At 65.4% G+C, this 25,568-nt stretch carries 24 protein-coding genes and 1 riboswitch; of the genes, 9 read left to right on the top strand and 15 right to left on the bottom strand.

Annotated elements, in window-relative coordinates; genetic code table 11:
- Window positions 1-32: 32 nt before the first annotated feature.
- The 3 genes from BN2503_RS11145 to BN2503_RS11135 are packed head-to-tail and all read left to right on the top strand — an operon-like array spanning window position 33 to window position 2,708.
- Window positions 33-1,316 carry an AAA family ATPase gene (locus BN2503_RS11145; RefSeq protein ID WP_054256737.1) on the top strand — a complete coding sequence of 428 codons (1,284 nt, stop codon included), beginning with the start codon at window positions 33-35 and terminating at the stop codon, window positions 1,314-1,316.
- Window positions 1,306-1,989, top strand: coding sequence for an RloB family protein (locus tag BN2503_RS11140; protein WP_082366564.1), 684 nt, complete (start codon window positions 1,306-1,308; stop codon window positions 1,987-1,989). The genes BN2503_RS11145 and BN2503_RS11140 overlap by 11 nt, the downstream gene beginning before the upstream one ends.
- Window positions 1,986-2,708 carry an HNH endonuclease gene (locus BN2503_RS11135; protein WP_054256735.1) on the top strand — a complete coding sequence of 241 codons (723 nt, stop codon included), beginning with the start codon at window positions 1,986-1,988 and terminating at the stop codon, window positions 2,706-2,708. Before BN2503_RS11140 ends, BN2503_RS11135 begins: the two co-directional genes overlap by 4 nt.
- Window positions 2,709-2,912: 204 nt before the next feature.
- Here BN2503_RS11135 and BN2503_RS11130 read toward each other — a convergent pair whose 3' ends face one another.
- Complete coding sequence (locus BN2503_RS11130; RefSeq protein ID WP_139235455.1) at window positions 2,913-3,404, bottom strand: hypothetical protein; 492 nt, start codon at window positions 3,402-3,404, stop codon at window positions 2,913-2,915.
- Window positions 3,405-3,695: 291 nt separating this feature from the next.
- Between BN2503_RS11130 and BN2503_RS21345 the strand changes: the two genes are divergently transcribed.
- The 3 genes from BN2503_RS21345 (at window position 3,696) to BN2503_RS11120 (ending at window position 6,116) form a co-directional block, all read left to right on the top strand.
- On the top strand, window positions 3,696-3,968 hold the full coding sequence (locus BN2503_RS21345; RefSeq protein ID WP_074930316.1) for a helix-turn-helix transcriptional regulator: 273 nt from the start codon (window positions 3,696-3,698) through the stop codon (window positions 3,966-3,968).
- A gap of 302 nt (window positions 3,969-4,270) precedes the next feature.
- Window positions 4,271-4,456, top strand: coding sequence for an HNH endonuclease (locus BN2503_RS21340; protein WP_411914295.1), 186 nt, complete (start codon window positions 4,271-4,273; stop codon window positions 4,454-4,456).
- A 748-nt stretch (window positions 4,457-5,204) separates the two neighbouring features.
- Window positions 5,205-6,116: a bifunctional GNAT family N-acetyltransferase/nucleoside diphosphate kinase regulator gene (locus tag BN2503_RS11120; protein ID WP_054256732.1), complete on the top strand. Its 912-nt coding sequence runs from the start codon at window positions 5,205-5,207 to the stop codon at window positions 6,114-6,116.
- Between the two features lie 39 nt (window positions 6,117-6,155).
- On the opposite strand, the gene BN2503_RS11115 is transcribed toward BN2503_RS11120, so the two are convergent.
- The 11 genes from BN2503_RS11115 to BN2503_RS11065 form a co-directional block, all read right to left on the bottom strand.
- Window positions 6,156-6,677 (bottom strand): methylated-DNA--[protein]-cysteine S-methyltransferase, encoded by a 522-nt coding sequence (locus BN2503_RS11115; protein ID WP_434799881.1) that lies wholly within the window; start codon window positions 6,675-6,677, stop codon window positions 6,156-6,158.
- 85 nt (window positions 6,678-6,762) lie between these two features.
- On the bottom strand, window positions 6,763-7,332 hold the full coding sequence (cobO, locus tag BN2503_RS11110) for a cob(I)yrinic acid a,c-diamide adenosyltransferase (protein ID WP_054256748.1): 570 nt from the start codon (window positions 7,330-7,332) through the stop codon (window positions 6,763-6,765).
- A gap of 29 nt (window positions 7,333-7,361) precedes the next feature.
- Window positions 7,362-11,579, bottom strand: a complete 4,218-nt coding sequence (cobN, locus tag BN2503_RS11105) for a cobaltochelatase subunit CobN (protein WP_054256730.1) — start codon at window positions 11,577-11,579, stop codon at window positions 7,362-7,364.
- Complete coding sequence (locus BN2503_RS11100) at window positions 11,576-11,962, bottom strand: DUF2149 domain-containing protein (protein ID WP_054256729.1); 387 nt, start codon at window positions 11,960-11,962, stop codon at window positions 11,576-11,578. Before BN2503_RS11100 ends, cobN begins: the two co-directional genes overlap by 4 nt.
- On the bottom strand, window positions 11,959-12,426 hold the full coding sequence (locus tag BN2503_RS11095; protein WP_054256728.1) for a hypothetical protein: 468 nt from the start codon (window positions 12,424-12,426) through the stop codon (window positions 11,959-11,961). Before BN2503_RS11095 ends, BN2503_RS11100 begins: the two co-directional genes overlap by 4 nt.
- A gap of 17 nt (window positions 12,427-12,443) precedes the next feature.
- A complete protein-coding gene (locus BN2503_RS11090; protein WP_054256727.1) occupies window positions 12,444-13,238 on the bottom strand; it encodes an ABC transporter ATP-binding protein in 795 nt (264 codons plus the stop codon).
- Complete coding sequence (locus tag BN2503_RS11085; protein ID WP_434799880.1) at window positions 13,235-14,242, bottom strand: FecCD family ABC transporter permease; 1,008 nt, start codon at window positions 14,240-14,242, stop codon at window positions 13,235-13,237. The genes BN2503_RS11090 and BN2503_RS11085 overlap by 4 nt, the downstream gene beginning before the upstream one ends.
- A gap of 2 nt (window positions 14,243-14,244) precedes the next feature.
- Window positions 14,245-15,147, bottom strand: a complete 903-nt coding sequence (locus tag BN2503_RS11080; RefSeq protein WP_054256725.1) for an ABC transporter substrate-binding protein — start codon at window positions 15,145-15,147, stop codon at window positions 14,245-14,247.
- Entirely contained in the window at window positions 15,144-15,734 is a 591-nt protein-coding gene (locus tag BN2503_RS11075) for a bifunctional adenosylcobinamide kinase/adenosylcobinamide-phosphate guanylyltransferase (protein WP_233495055.1), read from the bottom strand. Before BN2503_RS11075 ends, BN2503_RS11080 begins: the two co-directional genes overlap by 4 nt.
- 2 nt (window positions 15,735-15,736) lie before the next feature.
- Entirely contained in the window at window positions 15,737-17,089 is a 1,353-nt protein-coding gene (locus BN2503_RS11070) for a cobyrinic acid a,c-diamide synthase CobB (RefSeq protein WP_054256723.1), read from the bottom strand.
- Between the two features lie 4 nt (window positions 17,090-17,093).
- Complete coding sequence (locus tag BN2503_RS11065) at window positions 17,094-18,947, bottom strand: TonB-dependent receptor domain-containing protein (protein ID WP_054256722.1); 1,854 nt, start codon at window positions 18,945-18,947, stop codon at window positions 17,094-17,096.
- Window positions 18,948-19,033: 86 nt separating this feature from the next.
- A riboswitch (cobalamin riboswitch) is annotated at window positions 19,034-19,271 on the bottom strand.
- A 41-nt stretch (window positions 19,272-19,312) separates the two neighbouring features.
- On the opposite strand from BN2503_RS11065, the gene BN2503_RS11060 reads away from it, so the two are divergent.
- The 3 genes from BN2503_RS11060 (at window position 19,313) to BN2503_RS11050 (ending at window position 20,938) form a co-directional block, all read left to right on the top strand.
- On the top strand, window positions 19,313-19,534 hold the full coding sequence (locus tag BN2503_RS11060) for a hypothetical protein (RefSeq protein WP_054256721.1): 222 nt from the start codon (window positions 19,313-19,315) through the stop codon (window positions 19,532-19,534).
- Window positions 19,531-19,860: a cell division protein ZapA gene (locus tag BN2503_RS11055; protein ID WP_054256720.1), complete on the top strand. Its 330-nt coding sequence runs from the start codon at window positions 19,531-19,533 to the stop codon at window positions 19,858-19,860. The genes BN2503_RS11060 and BN2503_RS11055 overlap by 4 nt, the downstream gene beginning before the upstream one ends.
- A 262-nt stretch (window positions 19,861-20,122) precedes the next feature.
- Window positions 20,123-20,938: a sulfite exporter TauE/SafE family protein gene (locus BN2503_RS11050; RefSeq protein WP_054256719.1), complete on the top strand. Its 816-nt coding sequence runs from the start codon at window positions 20,123-20,125 to the stop codon at window positions 20,936-20,938.
- Window positions 20,939-21,007: 69 nt separating this feature from the next.
- Here BN2503_RS11050 and BN2503_RS11045 read toward each other — a convergent pair whose 3' ends face one another.
- The 3 genes from BN2503_RS11045 to BN2503_RS11035 all read right to left on the bottom strand — a co-directional run bounded on the left by BN2503_RS11045 (window position 21,008) and on the right by BN2503_RS11035 (window position 25,564).
- Window positions 21,008-23,443, bottom strand: coding sequence for a sensor domain-containing protein (locus tag BN2503_RS11045; protein WP_054256718.1), 2,436 nt, complete (start codon window positions 23,441-23,443; stop codon window positions 21,008-21,010).
- Window positions 23,443-24,702, bottom strand: a complete 1,260-nt coding sequence (locus BN2503_RS11040) for a cyclic di-GMP phosphodiesterase (protein ID WP_074930318.1) — start codon at window positions 24,700-24,702, stop codon at window positions 23,443-23,445. The genes BN2503_RS11045 and BN2503_RS11040 overlap by 1 nt, the downstream gene beginning before the upstream one ends.
- Before the next feature lie 130 nt (window positions 24,703-24,832).
- A complete protein-coding gene (locus BN2503_RS11035; protein WP_139235457.1) occupies window positions 24,833-25,564 on the bottom strand; it encodes a sulfite exporter TauE/SafE family protein in 732 nt (243 codons plus the stop codon).
- Window positions 25,565-25,568: the final 4 nt, after the last annotated feature.

Below are 25,568 nucleotides of genomic sequence, written 5' to 3'. Positions count from 1 at the left end.
TAAGATGCAAAAATCAAGTTGAAAACAAAACTATGCTCGTTGAGTTCACCGTCTCCAACTTTCGCAGCATCCACGAGCCACAATCGTGGAGCATGGTGGCGTCCCCTGCGCTGAAGGAGTGGGAAGACCGCAACACCTTCCCAGCCCTTGGCGTCAAAAAGGAGATGCGCCTGTTGCGTGCCGCCGCGCTCTATGGGCCCAATGCGGCCGGCAAAAGCACCTTGGTGCAGGCTTTGGCGTTTGTTAAAGGCCAGGTGGTCAACTCTGCCCGCGAGTCACAGCAGGGGGATTTGATTCCAGTAGTGCCCTTCAAGCTCACGGCTGCTTCGCGAGCGGCGGACTCCGAGTTTTCTGTGCAGTTCATCGAAGCTGGCGTGCGCTACGAGTATGGCTTGCGTTGCAACACATTGCGCTTTACCGAGGAGTGGCTGTATGCCTATCCGCAGGGGCGGCCGCAGAAGTGGTTCCACAGGGTGTTTGATGCTACTGCTCAGGTAGATGCTTATGACTTTTCAGACAAGTTTCTCGGTGGTCGGCAGCGCCATGTGTGGGCCTCTGAAACCCGGTCGAATGCTTTGTTCCTGTCACGCTGCATGCAAAGCAACAACGAACAACTCAAGCCTGTTTTTGAGTGGTTCAGCAAGCGCCTGAGGGTGGTGCCCAGGCCAGATGCCCTTCGCAGCGATTTCACCGTGAAGAAGTGCCAGGACCCCCTGGCTCAAGCAGAAGTGCTGGGCTTCTTGAATGCGGCCGACCTCTCTATCGACGGTATACGGCTGGAGCACCGACCGTTCAACTCCGACATGCTGCCGCCGAATATGTCCGAAGCGATGCGTCAAGAGTTGACCGCGAGCCTCAAGGGCAAAGAACTTACCAGTCTGAAGTTTCAACGGCGCGATGGCAACACTGGCGAAATTGTAGAGTTTGAAGAAGAAGAGGAGTCCGACGGCACCAGAGCATTGTTTGCCTTCGCCGGGCCATGGTTAGATGTGATAAAGCACAGCCGGGTGTTGGTGGTCGATGAGTTGGACTCCAGCCTTCACCCGCTGGTGGTACGGCATTTGGTCTCTTTGTTGCTTCATGCCGATAGCCAGGCGCAGTTGCTCTTCACCACGCATGACACCACGTTGCTGAGCCAAAAGCTGCTTCGCCGCGACCAGGTGTGGTTTGTCGAGAAAAACGACGCGCGTGAAGCGCGGCTGTACCCGCTGTCAGATTTCAGCCCCCGCGAGAACGAAGCTGTTGAACGCGGCTATCTCAACGGCCGTTACGGCGGCATTCCCAATCTGCAAGAGCTGGACTTTTATGGCAGCTAAAGACTTGTTTGGGAGCCGCAAGCCGCGCAACCCCAAGGCTGAGCGTGCTGCGAGACCGCTTCGACAGCCCGCACCTCGGATACTGCTGGTGTGTGAGGGCGAGAAAACCGAGCCCATCTACTTCAGTGACCTGGTCGTGGCGTGGGGGTTGAGCAATCAGGTCAAGATTGGCAAGAACGATGGTTCTTCTCCCGACCGAATCGTGGCGCGGGCAGAGGAGCTCTTTGCTCTTGCCCAACGAGAAGGAGACGCTTTTGACGAGGTGTTTTGCGTGTTCGACCGCGATGCGCATGAGCGCTTTGGTGATGCGGTCGCTCGGCTCAAAGCACTGAAGGCGTCGGGCCAGCCGTTAAGTGGCGTTGTGTCGGTGCCATGCTTTGAGTTTTGGCTGCTGCTGCACTTTGGCTACACTGACAAACCGTATGCATGCAAAGGTAAGAAATCGGTGGGCACTGTCGTAGTTTCAGACCTGAAGAAAAAGCCCGGGTTTGAGAAGTACGACAAAGGCATGGCTGGCGTATTCAATGTGTTGGGACCCAAACTGGAGCCAGCACTGAAGCATGCAAAGCAGCTGGCAGCAAACCCGGCCGAACATGCCGAGCATCCCAATCCATCCACCCAAGTGCATCTGCTGGTGAACCGCTTCAAGTCGATGGCCAATGTAGCGTCGTGACTCCGCTTGAACGCATACGCATCGAGAAAGCTGCAGCCGACTGCGGCTTCGAACGCGAGGCCGTGTTGAACGAACATGGGCAACTGGAGCTTCGCTCGGCGACCTTCCCCGAAATTGTGTGGGTGCGGGTAGCAGAGCCCTTCGGCTATCAGTTGAATGCATCGTTGCCGAGCTTGCTGACCACAGGTTCTGAGGTTGGAGAACTGCTGATTGAAGGCATCGAGCAGCTCTACCAAGCCCTGCAGCAAGCTGCTGCCACCGCCCGCACCATGCCGAACCGGGTGGCAGACCAGTTCAGGGCCAAAACGCTGACCCTACCCAAAACGACCGAGGCCGAGCGCCTGGTGGTGCAGCGTGTCGGCCAGGACCTGTTTAGGAGCGCTTTGCTCGACTACTGGCAGGGCCTTTGCTGCGTCACGGGCTTGGCCGTGCCGTCGCTGTTGAGGGCATCACACATCAAGCCCTGGGCCAGGTGCGCGTCTGACAACGAAAGGTTGGACGTGTTCAATGGCTTGTTGCTGGCACCTCACTTGGACGCCCTCTTTGACGGTGGGTGGATTTCGTTTTCTGACCGAGGCGGCATGTTGGTTTCAAAGCAACTGAGCGCGGCCGCGCGTGTCCAACTTGGCATCGCCCCCGGCTGGTCGATTCAGGGGCTGAAGACTGCCCATCTGGGGTACTTGGCGCATCACCGCGAGCACGAGTTCCGCCATGGTTGATGAGAGTAACCTTCCAACGCCAGAAGACCAAGCTTCGACCGGTGTCGCTCCCCGCCCATTGGCCGTTGTGGAGGTCGACAAATCAGAACGGGGCCCGCACTGTACAAGCACAGGTTGCCGTTTGGCTCCTCATGGGCAGCCAGGTCTGAGTGAGGCTTTCAATGGTCAGCCTCGATGGCATCGACCTTCACATCCGATAATTTTTTAATCCAGCCACGCCCTGACCCACGCAAACTCGTCAGGCTTTGCGCCAACGCAGGTGTTGGTAGCCCTTTCCAAATCGGCCCCTTCAATCAGGTTGTTCTCGACTCCGTGGAAATCGAGGCATAAAGCCTGGGTACCAGCTTCCACAACAGAGTTTGATGTCTGACACATAAGCCCCTTGCTGTCTATCTGCCCAGACTCGACAGCATGTAGGGTGAGTTGTCGCGCCAACAACTCCGCCGTGTAAACGTCCTGTTCATCGATTTCAAGAATGCTGAGCAGCGCGTAAAACCAGTACGAGTTCAGATGGCCCTTAAATTTCCCGAGGTACAGCAAGAAACGCTGAGCATCTTCAGGCGAAGAAAAGCAGTCACTTACCCATGACGCTGGATGGATGTTGCATGCATGGGCAGCTGCGGCGATGTTGTCGAGGACTGGGCGTACATCGCTGTCGTTCGAACCCCAAGCGTGCTTTCGTGGCTGCGTATTCACGAACAGCCTCATTCCCCGTTCAGTCCAAAAAAACCTTGGGCTTGTCCTGGCTAGACCAGATGGAAAGGTCTGCTTTCTAGTTCGATTGAAGGGTGTCTTTGTGGACATGCAGGACTAACCAAACGAGTTAAAAACACCGCTGTTCATCCGAGCGACAGGGGGAGGCAGTAAGGACTCAGCCCATCTTGTAGGGCGGTAGCAGCAAAGAATGCGCACCAAAGATGAGGAAGTTTAATTCCTATTTTATAGGCAACATTCGCACAAGATGTTGGCAACTGATTCCTTACCAACATGCGACTTCAAGATGCCTTTGCAATGGTGCTTAGGCAGGCTAGGCACGATGCTGGCCTCACACAAGCCGACCTAGCTCTTCGCTCTGGACTGACTTCCAGGTACATCAGAAGCCTTGAGGCGGGTAAGGCTTGTCCATCACTGGACGCAGTTTTTAGACTTGCGCAGGCGTTGGAAAAGGAGGTCCATGACTTTGTCATGAAGGTGAAACAAACAACCGATTTGGTGCCAGCCGATGAAATTGACTTCTCGCCTCCAAGGAACCGCGAGTAAGAGACCAAGCCTGGAAGCTTTACATAACCTCGGGAGCAGGATGCCGTGCGTTCTTGGAAATCTGCGAGGCATACGACCTCTACGGATTTCAGTCCGCGAGCGACGTCGCATCAGACTTTGAGCAACAGACTCCACGAAAGACGAGTCAAAAATCTGTGAGGGAAGTACGTATTGGACAGCCAGACTTCCGGCGAGATTTGCTCAAGCGATGAAAGTCCTGTTCCATCACTGGCTGCACCGTTGAAGCGGCGCTGAAAGCCTCTCATGTGAAGCCGTAGGCAGCGTCAACTCCCCAGGAGCGCCTGGACCCATTTAATGGCTTGTTGTTGACAGCGAACTTCGATGCGCTATTTGATGCAGGAATGAGGTCGTTCGACGGCGACTGGAGAATCTTGATTTCGACTAGCACCAACCCAGTTGAATACCTGCTCCTTGGCATCAGTTCGGAAAGGTGCTTACGCAAAATCAACACCACACACGCACCGTAAGTCCCACCGACAACAGGTATTCATGCCATAGAGCCCGTGCCCTCGCAATGCTGTCTGGTTGCATGCGCTATTGAAGGCCCTCTGGCCACGCGCACCGAACTGGTCTGCACCAACATGTCATGGACACATCATGCTCGACTTACCCGAATAGTGTCCATAAATTCAAAGAATTAGGTGGACACAACCATGTTACTAAGTGATTGATTGATAAGGAAGTGGATATGTCCACTTTTGGAGAAGCGCCGAGTAGTCCGCAGTGTCTACCAATTTCACCATCGGGGCCTGTGCGGCACCGCACGGGTGCTTCGCAGGGTAACCCGGGCAGCACAGTGGTGCAATGCCCCTCGAGCCAGCAGCTGCAAAGTTGCAACCGTGCCCAAGAAAAAGGGAAGCATGGAGCTTCCCTTTGATATTTCAGCCAGGAAGCCGAACTTGCGCCAAGGCACTAAGTTATTGCTTCCTTTACTCCTTATGTTGTGGTGCGGAGTACCAAAAACGGAGCATTATGCCCGAATTATTCCGCCTTACGGGATAAGCATTCTTCTTCACCAGCCCTGCGCGCAAACAGCCGCAGGCCACGCGGAGAACAACCACGGTGCGCCACCGCAGGTGGCGCTCGCCAAGGCTTGGGCATGCCGGGAGGGTTGTACTGTCTATGCCCCAGGCCTTAAAATGATGGATTCGCCGAAAGAACCGTCATGGCCCAGGCCATGAAAGGCTTTCATACTTGAAACCCAATGGGGTGAAGATGAACAAGCCTTTCATTTCCCTGTGCCCGGAGATCACCCGGGCCAACGCGCTTACTCTGATGGATTGGTTGGAGGACGAAGACGTTACGCGCTACCTGAGCGATTCGCGCCACGTCTCACGATTCATTGAGCAGGTCATCGGTCGGGTTCAGTTGCCGATCCTGACCCATCTGTTCAACCAGGGCGGCAGGTTTTTCATGGCCTATGACCGACACGACGAGCCTGTAGGGTTCGTGCGTCTCGTCAAGAAGGGGCCGGACTGCGAAATGGTTCTGGTCATCGGCGACCGCGAGAACTGGGGCCGCAAGCTCGGCGCCAGCGCGATCCGCGAAGGCATGAAGCTCGCCTTCTTGGACATGCGTGCCGACAAGCTCATCGCGAAAATCCACCCCGACAACGCGCGATCACTGAAGGCCTTCCTGCGCAGCGGCTTCCTGCTGGAAAGTGAAACGCCGGCGATGCATTCGTTGGCCATGGCCTCGGAACGCTACCTCCGGCTCTTGCGCGAAAGCCCGGCGCCAGACACCTCCGCCATCTACATCACGGAAATCGACAAGGCTCGGCTGAAAAGCCTGATCCAGTTCGAACAAAGCTCCGATATTTTTCAGCTGGAGCATGAGATCGAGCGCGCCGTCGTGGTTGATCCGCGCCAGGTCGCCGAGGACGTCGTCACGATGAACTCCAAGGCCTTGCTGCAGGTGGACGATGAGGAAGTAGAGGTTTCGCTGGTTTATCCAGAAGATGCGGATGACCGCGCAGGCAAACTGTCGGTGTACTCGGATATCGGCACGGCGATTCTGGGCTACAAGGAGGGCGACGCCTTCAACTGGCGAATTCCACACCGAACCTGCCATATCCGGATTGGGAAAGTGCTGTACCAGCCAGAGGCCGCGGGCGACTTCCACCTGTAGACGCACCCTCTGCGCCGTAGCCGTCGGCCGCGCCTTGCATCACCAGGGCAGCAGGCCCTGCTGCGCACCGCCCTGCTCCAAGGCCAGCAGCGCCTGCTTACGCAGCAGGCCACCACCAAACCCGGTCAAGCCGCCGTCGCTACCGATCACGCGGTGGCACGGCACGATGATGGAGACCTTGTTGCACCCGTTCGCCGCAGCCACGGCGCGGCATGCGGAGGGGCGGTGGATGGCCCGGGCCTGTTCGGCGTAGCTGCGCGTCTGGCCGTAGGGGATGGCGCACAGCGCCCGCCAAGCCTGCTGCTGGAACGGGGTTCCCACCAAATCGAGCGCTATGCCAAAGCACTCGCGTCGGCCTGCGAAATACTGCGCCAGCTCGGTGCCTGTCTGCGCCAGCACGGCATTCACGCCCGCGCACGACGGCCCACCGCGCGCCGCCTCCACCTGGCGCAGCTCCCGCTCGATGCCTTGCTGGCCGATGAACTCCAGCAGGCACAGGCCGTTGGTCGAGGCAACTGCGAGCATGTCTCCCAGCGGAGTCGGCAGATGACAGTGCAGCAAAGCCAAGGACGCGCCCCATTTCAAGGAAAAAACGGCACCAGCGCTTTCCCATCAAGCGCTAGAAGCTATCAAAAAAGAAGCAAACTCAATCCTCGATGCCGCGCTGCGCGGGTATGCCGGCCTGGAAGGCGTGTTTGACGAGGCGCATTTCCGTCACCGTATCGGCAATGGCCATGATTTCTTCCGGACAACGGCGGCCCGTAAGACAGACATGGACATCCCTGGGGCGCGCTGCCAGGGTTTCCAGCACATCGGGCAGCGGCAGCCAGCCATAGATCAGCGGGTAGGTGACCTCGTCGAGCACCACCAGAAAGTACTCGCCCGAGAGGATGGCCGCGCGCGCCTTGGCCCAGCCGTCGCGCGCGAGCTGGGCCGAGTGCTCCAGGTCCTTGCTCTTCCAGCTGAAGCCATCGCCCAGGCCCTCGACGGGCAGGCCCACCTGCTCGGCCAGGCGGTGCTCGCCGAAGCGCGCACTGGGCACCTTCATGAACTGGAAGACCTTCACGGCCTTGCCGCGCCCCGTGGCACGGAACGCCAGGCCAAAGGCGGCCGTGCTCTTGCCCTTGCCGTCACCCGTGTTGACGATGATGAGGCCCCGGCGTTCGCCCTCGGGCTTTTCGTAGCGTTTCTCGGTGGGCGGGGTTTCGATCTGCATGGTGTCGATTCTTTCAGAGAGGCCGGGCATCACACGCCGGCCGGTTGCGATGGGGAAGACAGCGAGGACGGACGGCGCGCCTGCCAAGCGGCGCCCGCCATCGCCACCAGCGCCATGACCAGCAGGGCCACGATGCCCGCTATGCGCTCCACGGGGCTGGGCTCTGTGGCGCTGTCGGAAGCTGCCTGCTCGGGCTGGCGCTCCAGCAACACGCCCATGGCAGGCACGGCGGGCGCAGAGGGTGGTGCTTCTGCCTGTGCGGGCGGCGCGGGCAGGTCAGCGGCGGCGGGCACGGGCTGTGGCGCTGCCAGGGCTGGCGACTGCGGCGCGGCAATGGCCATGCCTGCAGGCGGGGTCAGCTTTACGGACTCACCACGAGCCGCTCGCTCCACCCAGCGGCGCACGCTGGGCAGCTCGGCCGCCAGCGGCGCGGCGCGTGTCAGATCCTGGTACAGCTGCGCGATCTGCTTTTGCGCATCGGCATCGGCCTGCCAATAGCCCTGGCGCTGGGCCTGCACCAGGCGTTCCAGCGACTGGGCATAGGCCTGTGGATGCTCTTTGAGCCACTGGGGCAGGCCCAGCTGGTGCTTGTCGCGCACCAGCACGTCATAAAAGCTCTGCCAATGGTCGCTGCGCACCGTGTCGGGCGCGACGGCCTGCCAGCCCCACGCGAACTGCACGGCCTTGAGCACCTGCAGCGTGCCCGCATAGCCCTCGGCCTTCTGCGCCTGGAGCCAGCCAGGGTGCAGGTAGCGCGACTGCATCTCCAGCGCAATGGCGCGCTGCGCGGTCTCGGTAGTGGGCTCGCCTGCATCCTGCAGCTGGGCCACATGCAGCTCCAGCCCCTGCGCTCGCCCCGCCACGCGGGCGGCCGCCGACAGGCCGCCCAGGTACTGGAACGGGTCGTCCGAGCTGACCATGGCATACAGGTGCGAGCTGCGCGACAGGATGGCGGCATCGGTGCGGCGCAGGTGGGCACCGAATGCCTGGGCCGCCACACCGCCCGCCACGCCGGTCACCGGTTCGCCCTCCAGATAAGGCTGGCTCATGCGTTCGAGGAACATCTGGCCCAGGCGCGCATCGTTGGTTTGCAGGCCGTCGCTTTGCACCGCGTCCGACAGGCCGGTGCCATAGTCGCCCACCGCATTGCCGAACGCGCGCACGCGCGCCAGTTGCTCGGCCTGTGCGCGTGGCACACCTTGCTTGCGCAGCTCCTGGCCGATCTGCTCGGTGTTGCGCGCAATCACGTTGCCCGGCTCGGCCGTCGCGGCCTGGGACACCGCGCGGTCCAGCAGCGCCATCAGCGCTGGGAACTGGTCGCGGTACGAGCCGGTGATGCTCATGAGCACATCGACGCGCGGGCGCTTGAGCTCTTCGGCGTCAATGGTCTCGACGCGCACCGGGCGGCCCGAGTCATCCCACACCGGGCGCATGCCCAGCGCCACCAACGCCTGCGCTTCCATGATGCCCTGGTGGCGCAATGTTTCACCCGCCCACAGCGACAGCGCCATACGCTCTGGCGCCTGGCCGCCATGGCGCGCCTGGTAGTCCTTGAACCAGTCGTTGAACAGCGTCTGCGCCACGGCATAGGCCTGGCGCGTGGGCAGGCGGCTCGGGTCCAGCCCCGTGAGGTTGCGGCCCGTGGGCAGGCTGTCGGGGTTGCGGATGGGGTCGCCGCCGTAGGCTGCGGGCAGGTAGCGGCCCTCCAGCGCGGCCAGCAGACCGGGCATCTCGCCCTCGGTGGCCAGCAGGCGCTCCAGCTCTTGCGCGCGCTGTGCCAGTTGCAGCAGCGCGGGCGTGTCGATGGGTTGGCGCGCGGCGCGGTTGGGCACATGGTCTTCGGCGCGCACCAGGCCGTCCTGTGCGGGCGGCGCATCAGGCAGCACGGGGCGCAGGTCCAGCACGCTGGCGGCCTGCGCGTCGGTCAGCGCCACTTCCAGCCAGCGCGCGGGGCGTGCGGCCAACACCGCGTCGTGCTTGATCAGGAAGGCTTCGTCGATGTCTTCGCCCAGCGCCTCGATCAGCGGCTTGCGCAGCGCCTGCAGGATGGTCTCGCGCCGCTGCTCGGGCGCGGGCACGCGGCCGAAAACGGCCAGGCCCTTGGGCTGCGAACTTTGCGCGAGCTGGTCCAGGTAGGGGTGCAGGATTTCCAAAAAGCCGTGGAAGTCGGCCGCGATGCGCTCGGCGCTCCAGCCCAGGTCGCGGTGCAGGTGGTGTTCTACAAACTGCGCCACCAGTTGCTTTTCGAGCGCGCGGCGTGTGGGGCCTTCGTCCACGGTTTCCCACTCGTGCATCACCTCGTGCATGTGGGCCATGCGCGCCTCGAAGCCTGCCGGGGCGAACACGGGCGTGCGGTGGCTCACCAGCACGGCGCGGCCCCGGCGCTTGGCCGTGAGGGCCTCGCCCAGGTTGTCCACGATGTACGGGTAGACCACGGGCAGGTCGCCCAGGGGCAACAGCGCATCGTCGTGCACATCCAGCGCACGCGCCTTACCGCCCGCCCATTCCTGCGTGCCGTGGGTGCCAAAGTGGATCAGTGCGTCGGCCTCCAGCTGCGCCCACAGGTACACCGCCAGGTAATGGTGCGACAGCGGCGCCTTGCTCTTGTGCATGAACGGGTTCTGGCCCAGTCGCAGGGTTTCCTCGCGCGGGGGTTGGGGCAATACCGAGAGTTTGCCCACCTGCAGGCGCGGGATGGCGAACACTTTTTCGCCCTGCCACTCGACCACGTAGCGGCTCTTTTCGGGCGTGCCCCAGTGCGCGTTCATGCGCTCGCGCACGGCCTTGGGCAGCGTGGCCAGATGCTGCTCATAGCGCGCCAGCGGAAGCGCGGCGGCCTGTCCGTTTTGTAGCAGCGCGCGTACATCGGCGCCGGGGTAATAGGCGGCCAGCAGCGGCTTGAGGCCATCGATCCAGCCCTGCTCAGGCACCTGCTGTGTGCGGTAGCCCGCCTGCGCCAGCCCGCCAGAGACCTGCTCCAGGCTGCGCGGCACGTTGAGGAACGATGCGCCGAAGTTGGTGCCACCCGGCGGGTAGTTGTAGACCATGGCCACCAGGCGCTTGTCGGCGGCGGGTTTGGTCTGCAGCGCAATCAGGCGCCGCGCCTTCGCGGCCACAGCCTGGGCCTGGCGCTCGATGAGGCGAAAGTCCTGCCCCTCGGCGCCGTGGGCAGCGACCAGGACCGGGTCGATGGCACCCGCCGCCTCGGGCTGCGCCAGGTAAAACGGCACATCGGACAGCGACAGGCCCGTGTCGCTGGCTTCCCACGCAGCGGCATCACCCGCGCGGTAGGGCTGCGTGGCGAGCAGCGGCACGCCCCAGCGGGCCAGCAGCGGCTGCAGCGCAGCGGCCTGGGGCACCAGCTGGTGCAGCACCAGTGCAGAGGCATGCAGCCGACCGGGGCCAGAGCCTCCTTCAGCGGGCAACTCCAGCACCTCTGCCAGCGTCTGCGCCGTGACCTGCTGGCCAAAGGCAGCATAGGCGAACAGGCCCTGCTGGCCGAAGGTGCGCAACCAGGCATCGAGCCACTCCGTGCTGCCGTCGATGAAGTGGTGGCGGTGCACCAGCACGGCCACGGCAGGCAGACCGCGCAGCGTGGGCTGGCCCTGGCGCCAGGCCTCCAGCGCTGCAGCGTTGGGCTGCAGGCGGGGCGCGTCGGGGTGGTAAATGCCCCGGGGGGGCAGGATGTCGGGCGCGGGCAAGGCGGGCATGGCAGCACCCGCCACGGTGGCACGCGCCAGGGCGACGGCGTTCTTCAGGTTGCGCGGGCCGCCCGCCTGCAGGTAAGCCACCATGCGAGCGGGAGCCTCCAGCGCGGACAGGTCCACAGCCGGCGTACCCGTAGGCACCCAGACCACGCGACCCGGGGCGCGTGCGGCGCGGGCATCGAGCTGCGCGCCGACCATGCGGCGCAAGCGCGCCTCCACGCTGGCATGCGGTGCATCCACCCACACCAGCGCAGCGCCCGCCAGCGCGCGCTCCAGCTTCTGGGCCTGGGTCGCGTCCAGCACCGCCGGGCCAGCCAGCGGGTAATCGATGTGCGCAAAGCCCAGACCCGCCTCGGCGGCCAGGCGCTGCACCATGGCCGTGCGTGGGGCCGTGGTGATATCGGAGGTGAGCCACAGCAGCACGGGCGCTGTCTTATCGGCGTTGCCCGCTGCCTGGGTCTTTTCAGCCTGGACGGCATGCACCAGCGGCGCAGCCAGCAGCACGCACCACAGTGCCGCGCGCACGATCAGCGCCGTCATGGCTTGGCGGGTGCCGGCGTGGCGGCGCCACCCGCGCCACTGGCCGAAACGCTGGCGGGAGCAGCGCCCGTTTCAGGGATGTAGACGATGTTGCCGTCTTCCAGCTTGTAGGCCACGCCTGCGCGCACGCCCTGCCCTTGCGCTGCGCTGCCCGCGCCCTTGAAGCGCACTTCCTTGCCCTGCTCGCGCACGACCACTTCCATGTCGGGCTGGCCTGCATTGCGGATGATGGTCACACTCTCGTTGGCGCTGGTCTGGCTCTGCACGGCCACGGCCGTGAGAAGGGCCACCACCAGCACCAGAAACACGTCCACCAGATTCACGGCGGACAGCATCGGGTCGTCATCGTCCTCGGCCAGGACGCTCAGGTGCTTGAGCGTCACTGCGCCACCCCGCGCTCTTTTCGCACCACCAGCAGCTCGGCCAGTAGCCAGCGGCGGCGCACCGAATACACCACCAGGCCCACCGACGCAGCGGCCAGCGCCAGCACCACCCCCGCAAACGCGCCGCTGAACACGGCCAGCGCCTGCTGCCCGTTCCCCGCTGCCACGCTCTGCAGCGCAGGCCCCAAGGGGATCATGGTGGCGATCAGCCCCAGCATGGGCGACAGGCGGCTGAGCAGACGCACGGGCTCCACCTGGCGCACCAGCTGCAGCTCCAGCTCTTCCATCGACAAACCCGGCGCCACGCGCAGCGAGCGGTATTGCGGCTGGCGCCAGCGCTGCCACGCCTCCATCAGCGTTGCGCCGCCCGTCCACAGCGCGTAGACAAACGCCAGCCCGACCAGCACCAGCACGGGCCACAGCAACGACTGCGCGACCTGCGCAAAACCCGATTCAATGTTCATGCTTTCACTCCCTCAGTTCACTGGCTTTTCTTGTTCGGCAGGGATGGCAGCGCCATCCACATGCCGTCGAGATGCCGAACCTGGATGCGGTGGTCAAACACCTCTTCCAGCGCGGCGTGGGTCGCGGGCGCGTCGCAGGGCCCTTGGTGCAGAACGCGCCCGCCCGCCATCACCACCATGTCGTCGGCCTGCAGCGCCAGCGACACTTCGTGCAGCACGCTGACCACCGTGCCCCCCGCATCGACCAACGTGCGCATGGTGTGCAGCCAGTCGGTCTGGTGGGGGGGGTCGAGGTTGGCCAGCGGTTCGTCCATCAGCAGCACCTGCGCCTGCACGGCCAGGGCGCGGGCCAGCAGCACGCGCTGGCGCTCGCCACCCGACAGTTGCGACAGCGGGCGGTGGCGCCAGTCCCAGGCCTGGGTGGTGCGCAGTGCCTGCTCCACCGCCGCGTGGTCGGCCGCGCCGGGCGGGGCCAGCCAGGCCTGGTGCGGCAGGCGGCCGAGCATGGCCACGTCATAACTGGTCAAGTCATCGGCCGAGCCTTCGTTCTGGCCCAGCCAGGCGAGCTGGCGGGCGCGTTCGCGCGCGGGGATCTGCGCCAGCGGGCGGCCCAGCAGCTGCACCTCACCCTGCACCGCCGTGCCCGGCAGCAGGCCCGCCAGCACCTTGAGCAAGGTGGATTTGCCGGCACCGTTGGGGCCGACGATGCTGGTCCAGCGCCCGGCGGGCAATTGCAGGTTGATGCCCTGCAATATCAAGCGATTTCCGATGCTGGCGCTTATCTGGCATGCGCAAACAGCTATTGATTTCATAGCACACCGCCTTGCGCCGTGCGCCGGTGCATGAGCCACAGCAGATAGGTGCCGCCCAGCGCCGCGGTGAGCACGCCCACGGGCAGCTCCTGCGGCGCCAGCACCCAGCGGGCGAGGATGTCGGCGGCCAGCAGCAGCACGGCCCCCATCAGGCTCGACAGCACGATATGCCGCTCGTGCGTCACGCGCACGATGGAGCGCACCAGGTGCGGCGCGGCCAGGCCCACGAAGGCGATCAGCCCCGTCTGCGCCACCGCCGTGCCCGTAGCCAGCGCCAGGGCCGCGACCAGCCCCACGCGCATCGGCGCGAGCGGCAGGCCCAGGCTGGCGGCGGTGGCCTCGCCCAGCGTCAGGCCGTCGAGCGCCCGCGCCAGCACCCAGGCCAGCAGCGAACACACACCCCACGCCCCGGCCATGAGCGCGCAGGCCATCCAGCCAACGAAACTGGTGGTGCCCAGCGTGAACGACTGCATGGACTGCAGGATGTCGGGCGAAGCCAGTTCGACCAGGTCACGCAGCGCGCCAAGCACCACGCCCACGATCACCCCCGCCAGCAGCAGGCGCAGCGTGTGCTGCACGCCCTTGGCCAGCAGCAGGGTGAGCCCCACCGCCCCGGCCGCGCCCAGGAAGGCCATGCCCGTGACGCCCACGCGCGTCAGCCACTGTGTGGCCAGCGGTGAGCTGCCGAACAACGCCATCGCCACCGCGCCGCCCAGCGCAGCACCCGAAGCGCTGCCCAGCAGGTACGGGTCGGCCAGCGGGTTGCGAAACAGCCCCTGCGCCACGGCACCCGCCAGGCCCAGCAGCGCGCCCGCAAGCCATGCGCCCAGCGTGCGCGGCAGGCGGATGTCCCAGATGATTTGGCGCGCCACCGGCTCATCCGCCATGCGCAGCACGCTCTCGAAACCGGTACTGCCCACGCCCACGCCAGCAAGCAGCAGCACAGCGCTGGCCAGCAGCAGCCACAGGGCACACCACAGGGCGCGGGGGTGGTGGGTGGGCATGCTCATGCAGCCTTGTCGGCCAGGCAGCGGGCCATGATGCGCGCCGCCTCCGCCATGCGCGGGCCGGGGCGCACCACCACGTCGGATTCGCCGGGCCCGAACACGCACACGCGCTGGCGGCGCACGGCCTCGATGCCCTGCCAGCCGGGGTACATCACCATGGGCTGCATGCTGCGGTTGCCCACCATGATGACGCTGGGGTTGGCGCGCACCACGTATTCAGGATTGAGGCGCGGAAAGGGCCCCAGCTCGGCTGCGACCACGTTCACCGCGCCCAGCCTGGCCAGCGTCTCACCAATAAAGGATGCCGTGCCCGCCGCGTACGGCCCGCGGCTCACCTCGAAGTAAACGCGCGCGCCGCGCGCCTGGGGCGGCAGCGACTGCACGGCCGCCTGCACGCCGGCGTCAATCTCGCGCCAAAGCCGGTCGGCGGCGGCCTGGGGCGCGGGCAGGTGCAATGCGCGCGCCACGTCGACGAGCACGCGACGCACTTCGGCGTGGGTCTTGGACTCCAGCGCCAGCACGGTCAGGCCCAGGGCCTCCAGCCGCTCGCTGGCGCGCATGCTGCTGGCGACCAGCACCAGATCCGGCTTGAGCGCCACCACCGCCTCGATGTTCGGATCAATGTAGCCGCCCATTTGCGGCAGCTTCTTCACCGCCTCAGGCCAATTGGAGAAGCGATCCACGCCCACCAGGCGTTGGCACTCGCCCAGGGCGCACACACTCTCGGTCAGCGACGGCATCAGGCTGACGATGCGCTGCGGCGGCGTGGCGATGGTGACCACGCGCCCCCGGCCATCGGTGATGTGCACGGGCTCGGCGCGCGCCAGCCCGGCCATGAGCAGGGCCAGCACGAGCAGGATGGCGAGCACCCAGAGAATGCGGCGGATGGGTGTGGGTTTCATGGGTTCTTCAGGAAAAGCGGCAATCCGGCGGCCATGAGGGTAACGCGCTCGCAGGCCTGGGCCGCCTGCTGGTTCAGTGTGCCCAGTGCATCGACGAAGGCGCGTACCTCGCGCCCCATCGGAATGACCCCCAGGCCGATTTCGTTGCCCACCAGTACAACGGGCCCGGGGGTCTGCCGAATTGCTTCAAAAAAAAGAGCTGCTTGCGCTTGCCAGTCGTGCCCTGGAGGCCGATTTGGCCCATGACTCAGCGCCTCCGCGGCGGGCATCAGCCAGTGGGTGAGCCACAGCGTCAGGCAATCCACCACGACCAGGGTATCGGGCGCACTGTGGCGCGCAAGCGCGCCGGCAAGGTCGCACGGCTCCTCCAACGTGGCCAAGCCGGGCACGCGCGTGGCGCGCTCGCGCTGGTGGCGCGCAATGCGCTCGCGCATCTCGTCGTCCCAGGCCTGGCCGGTAGCGATGAGCAGCGCGCGGTGCGCGGGCGCCTGCGCCAGCCACTGGCGCGCCAGCAGTTCGGCGCGGCGCGACTTGCCACTCTTTTGCCCGCCAAGGATCAGCTCGCTGCGCGCGATGGACTGGGGCATGCTCATGCGCCCTCCGCGCCGAACAACGCGGCCGTCGCCAGCGGGCTGGAGGCAAACCAGGCGTGGAAATAGCTCGCCCGCAAACTGCCCACGCGGTACACGGCCTCGCCCGCGCCCGGCGCGGCGTCCTGCCCCGGGCGCGCGGTGCGCGCCTCGACCGGTGCCGTGCTGTCGCAGACGGAGTAGTGAAAGGTGTGGCCGCGCAGGCAGCCCTGCGGCAGCGCCAGCTGCTGCGGCCCCAGCGCGGCCAGGCGCCGCTGCATCGCCACGCGGCCGGGCAGCAGGCCCCACAGGGGCACGGTGCGGCCGTCGTGCAGCGTGATGGCCTCGCACAGCGCCATCATGCCGCCGCACTCCGCCCACAGCGGCTTACCGGCCTGCACATGGGCGCGCAGGCTGGCCTGGAATGCGCCGTTGGCGGCCAGCGCCTCGGCATGCAGCTCGGGGTAACCGCCGGGCAGCCAAACGGCATCACAGGCGGGCAGCGCAGCATCGCGCAGTGGCGAGAAGAACACCACGCGCGCCCCCAGTTGCTGCAGTGTCTGCACGTTGCCGGGGTAGATGAAGCAGAAGGCCGCGTCACGCGCCACGGCCACGGTGCGCCCTGCCAGCAGCGGTGGCACGCTCGCAAGCGGCGGCGGCGCAGGGAAATCGACCGCGAAGCGCTGCAGGGCTTGCACATCCATGCGGCCCAGCGGCGTGGCGGCCAGCGCATCGGCTGCCGCATCCAGGCGCTGCAGCGCGTCGGGCAACTCATGTGCGGCCACGAGGCCGAGGTGGCGCTCGGGCAGCAGCGGCGCACGCGCATCGTCGCCCGGCGCCAGGCGCGGCAGCGCGCCGAGCCAGTCGGCATCGTCGCGCAGGCCGGCGCGCAGCATATCGGCATGGCGCTCGCCCGCCACGCGGTTGGCCAGCACACCGGCCCAGGGCAGACCCTCGCGGTAGTGGCGCAGGCCGTGCACGATGGCGCCCAGCGTGCCGCCCATGGCGCCAGCATCGACCACCGCGAGCACAGGCATGCCGAAGCGCTGGGCCAGGTCGGCCACGCAGTCCTCGCCGTCAAACAGGCCCATGACGCCTTCGACCAGGATCAGATCAGCCTCGCGCGCGGCGACATGCAGGCGTGCGGCGCAGTCGGCGGGGCCCGTCATCCATAGGTCGAGCTGCTCCACCGGCGCGCCGCTAGCGAGCTGGTGCCAGTACGGGTCGAGGTAGTCAGGCCCGCACTTGAACACACGCACGCGCCGCCCCTGACGCACGTGCAGGCGCGCCAGCGCGGCCGTGACGGACGTCTTGCCCTGCCCCGAGGCAACAGCGGAGACAACCAGCGCCGGGCAGCGTGTTCCGTGGCTCATGCTGTCACCGCGCGGGCGCCCACTTCAGGCCGACGAACAAGGTGCGGCCGGCCGTGGCGTAGTTGCGTGCCAGCTCGTAGTTCTTGTCGGCCAGGTTGTCCAGACGCACGACGACCTGGTAGTCGCGCGCCAGGCGGGTGCTGGCGTAGAGGTTGAGCAGGGTGTAGCCGCCCAGTTCGGTGGTGTTGGCGTTGGTGTCGTAGCGCCGGCCGGAGACTTGCGCCTCGGCCCCCAGCGTCCAGCCGGCCAGGCGTGTATCGGCACCCAGCACGGCGTGTTGCTTGGCACGGCGGCCCAGTTGCTTGCCGGTATCGAGGTTCTTGGGGTTCTGCAGGTCGAGCGAGCCGCGCAGGTTCACGCTGCCCAGGCGGTAGGCGCCGGCCAGCGTCAGGCCCTCGTAGCGCGCCTTGCCCACGTTGGCGTAGCAGCCCGGATAGGGGCCGGAGTTGCCGGGACAAGTGCCGGTATTGCCCTGCCAGTCGATCAGGTTGCTGATGTTGTTGCGGTACAGCGTGGCCGAGAAGTGGTTCGCGCCTTCGGCCCATTTCACGCCCAGCTCCACGTTGCGGCTGGTTTCGGGGCGCAGCGTGTCGTCGCCGTACAGGCTGAAACGCTGGTACAGCGTGGGCGCCTTGAAGGCCGTGCCCGCCGAGGCGGTGGCGCGCCAGTTCGGCGCAAAGGCGAAGCCGTAGGCCGCGCTGCCGGTGGACTTGCCGCCGAACTCGCTGTCGTCGTCATGGCGCGCGTTGAGCTGCAGCGTGTGCGCGCCCAGGCGCAGGCCCCAGCCCAGCGCCAGCGCGTTCTGCGAGCGGTTGCGCGTGCCGCTGCTGACGCTCTCGTTGGTCAGCTCGTCCTCGCGCCGCTCCAGCGCCGCCGTCAGCTGCTGGTGCGCGCTTAGGCGCAGTTCGTTGAAGAACAGGTAGCCGCGCTGGCGGGTGTCGGTGAAGTAGACCGAGGGCTTGGTCTCGTAGCGGTCGCGCGAATCGGTGACGGACAGGCGCGTCTTGTAGCTCTCGCTCCACTGCGCCTGCCAGTTCAGGCCCAGCGTCTGCAGGCGGTGCAGGCTGCGGTCGTCAGCGGTCTTGCTCACGTCGTAGCCGCCGTCGGTGTCGTTGTAGAGGAAGTTGCCCTCCAGGCGGTGCGCCGTATTGAGCTGCCAGCCCAAGCGGCCGCTGGCGGAGGTGGCGTGGCGGTTGTCGCGGTCGGGGTTGCCGTCCTTCTTGGCGTTGAAGCCCTTGCTGGTCTCGCGCGCAATGCCCAGGGCGTAGTCCACCGCGCCGCTGGCGCCGCTCACCCCGGCCTCGGCGCGGTAGGTGCCGTGCGTGCCGGCGCCCACGCCCACGTAGGGGGCCACGCCGGGCTCGCCCTTCTTGGTGAAGATCTGGATCACGCCGGCCACGGCGTCGGAGCCGTAGATGGCTGCGGCGGGGCCGCGCAGCACTTCGATGCGCTCGACCTGCTCCAGCGGGATCGCCTCCCAGGTGGTGCCACCCGAGCCGGCCTGTGAATCGACGCGCACGCCGTCGATGTAGACGGCGGTGAAGCGCGTCTCGGCGCCGCGCACATACATGCTGGTCGCGCCGCCCAGGCCGCCGGAGCGGGCCATTTCGATGCCCGGCAACCGCGCCAGCACGTCACCCAGCCCGGTGGCACCGCTTTGCTCGATGGTTTCACGGTCTACGACGGACACGTCGGCCACGACGTCGGTCAACGGCTGCGCGGTGCGCGTGGCCGTGACCACGACCTCTTTCAGTGCGGGGGCGGAGCCCTCCTGGGCCTGGGCGGTACAGGCGGCCATGGCGGCCAGGGCCAGCGCGGCAGGACGCAGTGCGCCAGCGCGGAAGGACGAATTCATCATAGGGAATCAGAGTCAGCAGGGTTACCCGTGCCGGCCTCCCCGCCAGCGTTGGGTGATACAGCCGCGCACACACTGGAAACCAGGCGCAGGCAGCCTCCATGTTGGCCGGTATCCGGGCTGGCGGAACACACTCCAGCGCCTTCCCGCAACGCTTGTTCAAGGCGCGCAGTGGCTATGTACTGGAGAGGGAATCGTGATGCGACTCGTCCGCTGACCGTTGCGGGGGCAGCGCAGGCACAGAGAGCCCGTGGTGGGTCTCCTCCCTGCTTCCCGTTGAACTGCGGCCTGTGAACCACGCCGCGAGCACCAACGGGCGCGATTTTACGTGCAATTACACACAGCGCAGGCCTACAATCGTTCGTTCTATGGCCTCACCGTCCCCCTTCGATCTGATCGCCGAGCGCGTCGAACGCCTGCTGCTGCGCCACGCCGAACTGCGGCGCACCAATGCTCTGCTGTCCGAGCAGGTGGCGACCCTGGCACAGGAGCGTGACGCACTCAAGTCGCGCCTCAACGCCGCGCGTGCCCGGGTCGATGCACTGCTGGAGCGCCTGCCAGAGAACACGCCGCACAAGGAGCCGGAATGAAGCAGATCGAAGTCCAGATCCTGCAGCAAAGCTATCTACTGGCCTGCCCTGAAGGGCACGAGTCGCGCCTGCTGGAGGCCGTGGAACGCGTGGACACGGCAATGACCCGCATCCGCGACGCGGGCAAGGTGCGCGCGCGCGAGCGCATCGCCGTGCTGGCAGCCTTGAACATGGCCTTCGAGATCGCCGACCGGGAAAGCGCCCTGGCAGCTGCCACGCAGCCGCCCAGCGACAGCGAAGACGCCCCTGCACACGACATGGAACGCGCCCAAGCCCTGGCGCAGCGTCTGGACCAGGCCCTGGGGGCCGACGGACAGCTCTTTTGACCCATTCGGGCGACCCCATCTGGGCCTACAATGGAGTCGTCCGTGGTGCTGCCGGGCTTTATATTTCCTTGAACCAATGCTCTCTGAGCACGGGCTTGGTACATTGCCTGGTGAGCGTGATCATCTCGCGTCAGATGAACCCAACGCCTGGCTGCCCTCGCCCACCTGAACCCCCGGTTCAGGATGCCGGCTCGGTGGCATTCACGGACACCTTTCTTTCCAGCCCGCCCCAAATGCGCGGCTGCACGCACATCCTCCTCCCATGATCGACCCACTCCTGCTTGCGCAACTGGCGGCGCTCGGGCTTTGCACTGGCTTCCTGGCTGGCCTGCTGGGCATCGGCGGCGGCATGCTGCTGGTGCCTTTCCTCACGTACTTCCTCGGCCAGCGCATGGTGGCACCGGATCTGGCCGTGAAGATGGCGATCGCCACCTCAATGGCGACGATCATGTTCACCTCTATTTCCAGTGTGCGCGCGCACCACAAGCGTGGCGCCGTGCGCTGGGATCTGGTGCTGCGCCTGGCGCCTGGTATCGCACTGGGCGGACTGCTGGCCAGCCTGGGGGTGTTCGCCTTGCTCAAGGGCCGCTTTCTGGCGCTGTTCTTTGGCCTGTTCGTGGGCTTCTCGGCCTTCCAGATGTACAAGGGCAGCAAGCCAGCGCCAGCGCGCCAGATGCCTGGCACGGCCGGCCAAGCGGCGGCAGGGGGCGTTATCGGCTTTCTCTCCGGGCTGGTGGGTGCCGGCGGCGGCTTCGTCAGCGTGCCATTTATGACGTGGTGCAACGTGCCCATCCACACCGCCGTGGCAACCAGCGCGGCGTTGGGTTTTCCGATTGCGCTGGCCAACGTCATCGGCTACGTGCTCGGCGGACAATCGGTGTCGGGCCTGCCCCCTGCATCGCTAGGGTATGTGTGGCTGCCCGGCCTCGCGGCCATTGCTGCCTGCAGCGTACTCACCGCGCCGCTGGGCGCACGCGCCGCCCACGCGCTGCCGGTGCAGCAGCTCAAGCGTGTATTCGCCGGCCTGCTAATGTGCCTGGCGCTCTACATGCTTTGGAAGGGCTGGACCGCAGCCTGATCCTGTACTTTTAGCAAAAATAGGCTCTAAGCCTTAGCAGGAAAGCGCTAGCAGCTATCAAAAAGAGAGTTATCTCGGCAGTAAGGGCAGCGCCTTGACCTGCCGCTGCGCCAAGAACGCACGGAACGCCCCAGCCTCCAGCGCCGGCGCACACAGATAGCCCTGGTACTGCTGGCAATGCATGCCGATGAGCGCAGCACGCTGCGCCTCGGTTTCCACGCCCTCGGCGATGACGTCAATACCCAGGGCCTGCCCCATGCTAACGATGGCGCTGACAATGGCCCGGTCGCCCTCGTCATCGGGCAGCCCGCGCACGAAGGACTGGTCGATCTTGAGTTTGTGGATCGGCAGCTTCTTCAGATAGGCCAGGCTGGAGTAGCCGGTGCCGAAGTCGTCCAGCACCAACCCCACGCCCAGAGCGGCCAGGGCGCCAAGCCGCTGGGCCATCTCCTGCGCATCCTGCAGCAAGATAGTCTCGGTGATTTCCAGCTCCAGCCAGGCAGGCGGCAGCCCCTCGGCCTCGAGCAGGCGCATCAGGCGCTCGACAAAGTCGGGCTGGCGAAACTCCAGCGCAGAAACGTTGACGGACAGGCGCACCGGGCGACCCGCACGCATCCACTGCACCGCCTCGCGCACCGATTGCTCCAGCACCCAGGCGCCTAGCGTGACGATATAGCCTGACTCCTCAGCCAAGGGGATGAAGACCGTGGGCGATACGGCCCCGAACTCCGGGTCATTCCAGCGCAGCAGCGCCTCTGCCCCGACGATGCAGCCCGTGTCGATACACACCAAGGGCTGGTAATGCACCGCCATGCGCCCATGCGGCAACGCCTGGCGCATGGCATGTTCCAGCTGCATGTGCGACAGCAGGCCCGCGTTCATCTGCGGCTGGTAGAAGCCGTAGGCACCGCGCCCCCGCTCCTTGACACGGTACATCGCCGTGTCCGCCTGCTTGATCAAGTCATCAAGTGTGTCGCCATCCTGCGGGAACAGGGCCATGCCGATGCTGCACTGGATGGACAACCCCATGCCATCGAGCGCAAAGGGGCGCCCCAAGTCATCGATCATGCGCTGCGCTACGCCTTCGGCCACGGCGGCGTCGCCGCCATCCAGGTAGACGACGAATTCATCCCCGCCCAGGCGTGACAGCATGTCCGCCTGACGCAGGCATGCCTGCAAGCGCTGCGCCACCAGCCGCAGCACGCGGTCACCGAACGGGTGGCCCAGCGAATCATTGATGATCTTGAACCGATCCAAATCCAAGAACAGGATGGCAAAGCCGCCCCCCGTGCGCCGCGCCTCGTCAATCGCATGCTCGACGCGCTGGGCCAGCATCAGGCGGTTGGGCAAACCTGTGAGCGCGTCGCTGTAGGCCAGTTCCTCGATGCGCTTTTGCGCCGCATGCTGTGCCGTAAGGTCGCGCATGAAGCCAATGCTCTGCACGATGGCCCCACCGTCGTCGCGCAAGGCAACCCACGACAAGTGCACTGCACAGGCCTCCCCCGCGGCGCGCGGCAGGCGCAGTTCGCCCTCCCAGAAGCCCTCGCGCTCCCAGCCGGCGAGCACTTGGGCCATGACATCCGTGCCGGCACCGGCATCAAACAAGGCGGCTGCGGGCTGGCCGCTGAGGGCTACGCCCCCCCTCCCCACCAAGCGCTCGCACCCGGGGTTCATGCGCATGAGGCGGTGCTGGCCATCGGCAATAAAGATGGCATCCAGGCTCGACTCAAAAACCCGTGCGGCCAAGCGCAGTCCCGCCTGAATCTCGGCCTGGCGTGTGATGTCGCGAAAGGAGAATACCCTGCCTATAGGCAAGCCACGGCTAAGCTGCGGCACGCAGCGACGCTCCACAACCAAGCCGGAGCGCAAGGTCAGGATGTCTGTGCTCTCATGCATGGGATCGCGGGCAATCGCCTCGAGCTGCTCGCGGTACAGTGCGGCGTCCATCACCTGCTCTGCCATATGTTGCTGTACCGCAGCATCGTCACGGTGCACGAGCAGTTCGCTCGGCATGCTCCACAGCGCGGCCAGGCGCTGGTTGAAAGCGCGCACACCACCATCCATGCCACACACCAGCAGGCCGTCCGCAGCGGAATCCAGCGTGGCGCGCAGCTCTGAGAGCAGGGTTTCCAGCTCCCGCTCGCTGGCCTGCTGTTCGCTGCGGTCGAGCATGGTCACCATCAGCGCCGGCCCCTCGGGAAGCGCGATGCGCAGCACACGCTGCTCCACCGGCACGAGCTTGCCGTCGCTGCGCAAAACCTGCGTAAAGGACTGAAAGCCATCGCGTGCCGTAGCGGTTTCCGTGCTCCACAGTGCCTGGTCCTGCGGCGTTGCAGCCATGTGCTGCATCGATTGGCCCAGCATTGCGTCGGACGGCAGCCCCGTGAGCTTGCAGGCCGCGCGGTTGACCAGCGTTATCGTCAGCGAGGGTTCATGCACCAGCCATACCGCCTCAAACAACGCATCCAGGGCCGTCTGCCAGGCGGAGGCGCTGAGGGGCAACATCAGGCACCCACCTCGGTGGCGCCCAGGCCTACAGCGCGCTCAAAGAAATAGCACACCCGCTTGCGCGGCGACAAATAGTCCAGCACATCGCGTGGCAGCTGCGCCGGGCGCAGGCTGCGGCGAATCGCCAACTCGGGGGCGCGCTCCAAATCCAAGACCAGCGCTTGCTCCTTGGGCACCTGCGGATCGTGCAACACGATCCGTGGTCGCAGCGGGCGCGAGGAGTTCACGGACACGACGATGGCGTACCCATCATTCACGAGCTGCACCACGGATCCAGGGGGGTACACCCCCATCATGCGAATAAAGGCCCCCAGCAGCACGGGATCGAACTTGGACTGGCACTGTGCAAACATGACCGACAGCGCTTCATGCGGCGTGAGGGCCTCGCCCCCATGCGATGGGTTGCACAGGCGGTCGTAATGGTTGACCAAGGCAAGTATTTGCCCGTGCTGGCCAAGGTCTTCGCCCAACAGGCTTAACGGGAACCCGGAGCCATCGGTTCGCTCGTGGTGCTGGGCAATGGCGGTGACCACCGACACCGGCAGCCGCATGCGCTCCGCCAACGCCACGGACTCGCCCACGTGGCTGCGATAGCGCTGCAGATCGCCTGCGGACAGGTGGGCATAAGGCTCACTGACATGCAATGGCAGCGCTTGCTTGCCCAGGTCATGCAGGAGTGCCGCAGTGCCCAATTCACGCAGCGCCTGGTTCGGCAACGCCAGCGCCCGCCCCAGCAGCAGGCACAGCACCATCACATTCACCGGATGCTGCGCACTGCGCACGCCGACATCCTCGGACAACAGGCGGATCACGGAATCTCCGTGGCTGAATAGCTCATCCACGCAACTGCCTATAAGCGCGGCCGTCAAGTCGCGCGCCAGGTCGGGCTGCTGGGCGACGGCTTGGCTAATCTGCTGGTAGCTGCGCGTGGCCTCACCAAAGCTACGCTCACAAGTTTGCAGCTCTTGGCACTGCAACTCAAACGTCTGGCGGAGCGCCTGAACACTGGCGTCTGCCACCACGGCAGACTCGTGCGCCAAATCGGGCTCGCCAGCACCTTCGGCAACTACGGGATCGCTCTTGGAGGGAAAGTACCGAACCTGGGCCAGATTCAAGGCGCGCAGCGCCTCGATTTGTTCCAGCGAAGCCACCCGAAAACTGCTGACGGGAAAAGGATGGTGCATCCAGCCTACGTCCAGCTGGATGTACATGCCAATACGCAGTTGGCTGATATCGATAAGAACAGAGTGGCTCACTGGATGCGCGCCTGGGGTCGCCTTCCGGACGGCTGGAAATAGTTCGCCAGATTATCTCTACTTCCCTCGGTGCAAAAGGCAAACTGCTTGCAAGTGTGTGAGCTTGCAACATCAGTTTTGTACGGGGTTCTCAACGACACCACAACGAAGGCTTGTAAACCAAATCCATCCACAACGCCCACGCAGCAATACCAAAAAGCAAAAAACCTGCAATGCGCGTACCCCAGCTTCCGCGCCAGCGGTTCAGGCGTGCACGCAACTGCCCCCACAGCAATGGCCCCGCCACGAGCCACAGGCCACTGCCCACGGCAAAGCCCAGCATCGACAAGGCGCCCTGCACCGGGCCATTGCTCAACGCGGCAACGAGCAGTGCCGAGTAAAGCAGGCCGCACGGCATAAGGGCCCAGCCGACACCAACCGCGAGCACGCCGCCAGGCATGGCCACCAGTGGTTGCGCCCTTCGCCATACGGCCCTGCCTGCCCGCTCCACCCAGGCTGGCTGGCGCGCCTGCAGCATCATCAAAAGCCCCCAGGCCAGCATGGCCACATGCGTCAGTGTCCAGATCGGGCGCAGTGACCACGCCTGTTGCGTCGCCCAAGCCAGTCCCTCCATGGCAAAAGCAGCCAACGCCCCGGCCAAGGCGTAGCCGAGAAGCCGCCCTGCGTGGAACCAGACCATCCGCCCGCTAAAGGCATCACGACTGCGCCCATGCCACTGAACCACCTGCTCAGCGACTACGGCGTCTTTGGAGGAGCTTCCGCCAGAAACCACGGCATGGCATGGCGCCGCGCACATGGCGAGGCAATGGGGCCCACCCGTAAGCCCCATGAGCAGGGCCGTCCAAACAAACGCCGTGTCCACAGAC

Origin of the sequence: Paenacidovorax caeni (genome assembly GCF_001298675.1) — a bacterium.
Classification (GTDB): Bacteria; Pseudomonadota; Gammaproteobacteria; order Burkholderiales; family Burkholderiaceae_C; genus Paenacidovorax; species Paenacidovorax caeni.
Note: the sequence above shows the minus strand (reverse complement) of the source record. Positions and strands in the feature narration are given on the sequence as shown.

Bases quoted from the DNA above. Each gene is read 5' to 3' on its own strand.
- BN2503_RS11145 (WP_054256737.1), top strand. From the start codon at position 33: ATGCTCGTTGAGTTCACCGTCTCCAACTTTCGCAGCATCCACGAGCCA.
- BN2503_RS11140 (WP_082366564.1), top strand. From the start codon at position 1,306: ATGGCAGCTAAAGACTTGTTTGGGAGCCGCAAGCCGCGCAACCCCAAG.
- BN2503_RS21345 (WP_074930316.1), top strand. From the start codon at position 3,696: ATGCGACTTCAAGATGCCTTTGCAATGGTGCTTAGGCAGGCTAGGCAC.
- BN2503_RS11120 (WP_054256732.1), top strand. From the start codon at position 5,205: ATGAACAAGCCTTTCATTTCCCTGTGCCCGGAGATCACCCGGGCCAAC.
- cobO (WP_054256748.1), bottom strand. From the start codon at position 7,332: ATGCAGATCGAAACCCCGCCCACCGAGAAACGCTACGAAAAGCCCGAG.
- cobN (WP_054256730.1), bottom strand. From the start codon at position 11,579: ATGACGGCGCTGATCGTGCGCGCGGCACTGTGGTGCGTGCTGCTGGCT.
- BN2503_RS11095 (WP_054256728.1), bottom strand. From the start codon at position 12,426: ATGAACATTGAATCGGGTTTTGCGCAGGTCGCGCAGTCGTTGCTGTGG.
- BN2503_RS11090 (WP_054256727.1), bottom strand. From the start codon at position 13,238: ATGAAATCAATAGCTGTTTGCGCATGCCAGATAAGCGCCAGCATCGGA.
- BN2503_RS11085 (WP_434799880.1), bottom strand. From the start codon at position 14,242: ATGCCCACCCACCACCCCCGCGCCCTGTGGTGTGCCCTGTGGCTGCTG.
- BN2503_RS11080 (WP_054256725.1), bottom strand. From the start codon at position 15,147: ATGAAACCCACACCCATCCGCCGCATTCTCTGGGTGCTCGCCATCCTG.
- BN2503_RS11075 (WP_233495055.1), bottom strand. From the start codon at position 15,734: ATGCCCCAGTCCATCGCGCGCAGCGAGCTGATCCTTGGCGGGCAAAAG.
- BN2503_RS11070 (WP_054256723.1), bottom strand. From the start codon at position 17,089: ATGAGCCACGGAACACGCTGCCCGGCGCTGGTTGTCTCCGCTGTTGCC.
- BN2503_RS11065 (WP_054256722.1), bottom strand. From the start codon at position 18,947: ATGATGAATTCGTCCTTCCGCGCTGGCGCACTGCGTCCTGCCGCGCTG.
- BN2503_RS11060 (WP_054256721.1), top strand. From the start codon at position 19,313: ATGGCCTCACCGTCCCCCTTCGATCTGATCGCCGAGCGCGTCGAACGC.
- BN2503_RS11055 (WP_054256720.1), top strand. From the start codon at position 19,531: ATGAAGCAGATCGAAGTCCAGATCCTGCAGCAAAGCTATCTACTGGCC.
- BN2503_RS11050 (WP_054256719.1), top strand. From the start codon at position 20,123: ATGATCGACCCACTCCTGCTTGCGCAACTGGCGGCGCTCGGGCTTTGC.
- BN2503_RS11045 (WP_054256718.1), bottom strand. From the start codon at position 23,443: ATGTTGCCCCTCAGCGCCTCCGCCTGGCAGACGGCCCTGGATGCGTTG.